General features: G+C 42.7%; 2 protein-coding genes. One reads left to right on the top strand and one right to left on the bottom strand.

What is annotated here, in order from left to right; genetic code table 11:
* Positions 1-235: 235 nt before the first annotated feature.
* Positions 236-2,890: a penicillin-binding protein 1A gene (locus EI162_RS13765; RefSeq protein ID WP_192524874.1), complete on the bottom strand. Its 2,655-nt coding sequence runs from the start codon at positions 2,888-2,890 to the stop codon at positions 236-238.
* A gap of 193 nt (positions 2,891-3,083) precedes the next feature.
* Between EI162_RS13765 and pilM the strand changes: the two genes are divergently transcribed.
* Positions 3,084-3,458: a pilus assembly protein PilM gene (gene pilM / locus EI162_RS13770; RefSeq protein ID WP_318779330.1), complete on the top strand. Its 375-nt coding sequence runs from the start codon at positions 3,084-3,086 to the stop codon at positions 3,456-3,458.
* Positions 3,459-3,500: the final 42 nt, after the last annotated feature.

Here is a 3,500-nt window from a genome sequence, read left to right on the forward strand (position 1 = left end):
GCACAGTCATCATGGGTTAAATGAGTACCGTAAGTTACGGTTTATTAAAGACTTTTTAGGGTCGAAGTCACTCAAATAGCATGAATTATGTCCATTAGCGACTACCTTCTAATTTTTAGCATGAATTTTGTCCATTACACCCATAGAAGCGATAAAGGTATGCAAAAAAAGGCTTGCTTAGCAATCGCTAAACAAGCCTTTTTTGTCTTTTATTACTGTAGTCTAGCGCTTTCATTTACTCTGGCAGAGGTGGCATGCGCTCAACGGGTGTCACCGACAGTGGGTTTTGCGGTACGCTGTCATTATTATTTTGGCTATTAGTGGCGTTTGTCGCTTGTGGGGTGCTTGAATCCTCAACAGGCTCAGGCGCTTCAGGTTTGCGCTGCTGAGTTTGGGTTTTAACAGGTTTTACCGATGTACTGCTATCTGTATCTTCATCGTCACTGGTCACGATACCATCGTCAGTCATGTTGATGATTTTTTGCTTTTGTTTTTGAGATTTAGAGCGATTATTAATGGATACCCACTGGTTAGGTACGCCCTTTAATTGAGCTTTCATAAAGTCCATCCATACGGGTAGGGCTGCAACACCGCCATACTCACGGCGACCGAGAGTCGAGGGCTGATCAAAACCCATCCATACGATAGTTGCATTGGTGGGATGAAAGCCTGCAAACCATGCATCCTTAGCCTCATTGGTGGTACCTGTTTTGCCGCCAATATCATTACGGCCTAAGGCCTTTGCTCTTACTGCCGTACCACGCTGTACGACATCACGTAGGATGTCTGCCATCTCAAAAGCGACTCTAGGCTTTAAGATTCGCGGTGCTTGTTCGGCCATCGCATATTGTACGGCTGGGGCTTTTAGACGATCTGACTGTGGACTGGCATCGTAAACGCTTACGTTACTCGCTTCAATATCTTCCTCAGTAGTTTCTGCATTTTCTGAGTCTTTGTTTTTAGTAGTTGCTTTATCAGTATTAGTACTGTTTTCAGCTTCTATTCTTGCATCGTAATCTTCGACTAGCTTTTTATTAAGGTCTTCTAGTTGTTCGTTGAAGCATAGGGCGCATGCTTGGCGCGGATTGGCTTGAAATAATAGTTCGTTTTTATAATTATAAATTTGTTCAATAAAATATGGTTGTACACGGTGACCACCATTTGCAAAAGTCGCGTAAGCCGTTGCCATTTGTAAGGGGGTTGCCTGTCCTGCACCCAGTGCTAACGATAGCGTTGTTGGTAGTTTTTCTTTATCGAGGCCAAATTCATCTAATAAATTGCGTGCATCAGAGATACCAATCGCCCGTAGCAGACGGATAGAAACCAAGTTACGCGATAAGTAAAGGCCGCGACGTAAGGTGATATCACCTAAAAAACGCTGATCAGAGTTTTTAGGCTTCCAGTCACCTACTTGAATCGGACGATCTGAGACGATGCTATCTGGGCGATAGCCTTTTTCTAAGGCAGCCGTGTAGATAAGCGGCTTAATCGTTGATCCTGGTTGACGCCAGCCCTGCAAAGCTCGGTTAAATTTACTATGATTGAAATCAAAACCACCGACTAAGGCATTGACAGCACCTGTCTCTGGATTTAATGAAACCAGACTGCCTTGTACTTTAGGGATTTGTCCCAGCTGCCAATTGCCATTAGCGGTAGGTATCACCCGAATAATATCGTTTTTGCTCACGATTTGACTGGCGTTGCTGGGGAAATAACCGATACGATCGGCAGAAATATATTTACGGGCCCAGCTCATCCCAGACCAGTTGACCGTTATATTTTCACCAGATGGCATTGTTGCTTCAAAACTACGATTATTGACCTTAATGACTTTGGCGGGAGACATATTGCTATAACGACGGAAGTCTTCTAAAGGCTCGTCATTGGCTTCTGCTCCACGCCAGCCATGACGATGCTCATAAGCAACCAAACCCGTTAGTATCGCAGCTTCTGCATCTGTTTGTGCTTTACTATCGACAGTAAGGCGCACGCGCCAACCACCATGCATTACTTGCTCGCCATAGCGGCCAACCAAAGTAGAGCGTGTCATTTCTGCCAAATACGGCATATTAACGTCAAGCTTTTCTTTATAAAGGTTGATGCCTATCGGTGAATTGACTGCTTCATCATGTTGCGTTTGTGTAATATAACCCAGTTCATGCATACGTCCAATGATCCAGTTACGGCGAGTCAGTGCACGACTAGGGTTGGCAACAGGGTTGTACTTAGATGGTGCCTTTGGCAATCCTGCCAACATGGCCATCTCAGCAATCGTCAGGTTTTCTAGTGATTTACTATAGTACTTTTTGGCGGCAGCACGAATACCATACGCGCCTTCGCCCAAGTAAATTTTATTGACATAAAGGGTGAGGATATCGTTCTTACTCAGTTCGTCTTCAATCTTACGTGCCAAAAACAACTCAGTCAGTTTACGGTTTAACGTACGCTCGGGGCTTAAGAAATAGTTCTTAGCGACTTGCATGGTGATGGTTGAACCACCTGTCTGGCTATCATCGTCCGTTACTACTTCGGTAACAGCGCGACCAAGACCTTTAATACTGATGCCACTGTGCTGAAAAAAGGAAGCATCTTCTGCTGCCAAAAAAGCATGGGTTAAGTCTTCAGGAATGTCTTCAAAAGTAATAGGTAGCGATAAACGATTGCCGTACTGACCGATTAATTTATCGTCACTACTATAAATCTGTAACGGCATTTCTAATTTTGCAGTTTTAATCTCTTGAGTACTGGGCAAAGTTGGAGATAAATACATCGCCATACCATAAAAGCCAATCGGTACAGCAAGTGCTAAAACAACCGCCAATGCTAGACAAGCGATAAAAAGACTCACCAAAAAGTGAATCAAACGAACAGTAGCATTTTTTTTGGCCATAATAATACTTATTCATTAAGATTTGAAAAAGATAAGATATTATACCTTGAACAAAATAGGCAGGTCATAATAAATGTGTAAGTTAGCCTTAATAGGTAATTTAAATGCTTGAATCTATCTGTTAAGTAAAGTATTGTATTCAATTATTACAAATAACTATCAAATTGTACACTTAATATAAGGTATGGAGTTTGTGAGGCTATTTACTTCTAAAAGTCGACATTTGATTGGTGTGGATATTTGTGCCACCTCAGTAAAGTTGGTTGACATACAGCGCCAACAAGGTATGTTCCACCTAAAATCTTATGGTATTGAGAGACTGCCAGAAGGTGTGGTCGTCGATAAACTCTTAGTAGACACAGAAGCTGTTGGTAATATTATTACCAGCTTAGCTCGGCGCTGCCAAGTTGCTGATGCTGATGCTGCCACTGCGGTTTCAGGATCAGCGGTTATTACCAAAATCATCGATATGGATATGGTGCTGAGCGATGTTGAGCGCGAAGCTCAAATACGTTTGGATGCCGATCAGTATATACCTTATGCATTAGAAGATGTGGTGGTGTTCTAAAAAGTATGCTGGCATCAGACGTAGCCATAATTGATGTAAAAG

The sequence above is a fragment of the Psychrobacter sp. FME6 genome, from assembly GCF_014861365.1.
GTDB lineage: Bacteria > Pseudomonadota > Gammaproteobacteria > Pseudomonadales > Moraxellaceae > Psychrobacter.

What these genes read in the sequence shown, in the direction of transcription:
- EI162_RS13765 (WP_192524874.1), bottom strand. Translation starts at nt 2,890, where the DNA reads ATGGCCAAAAAAAATGCTACTGTTCGTTTGATTCACTTTTTGGTGAGT.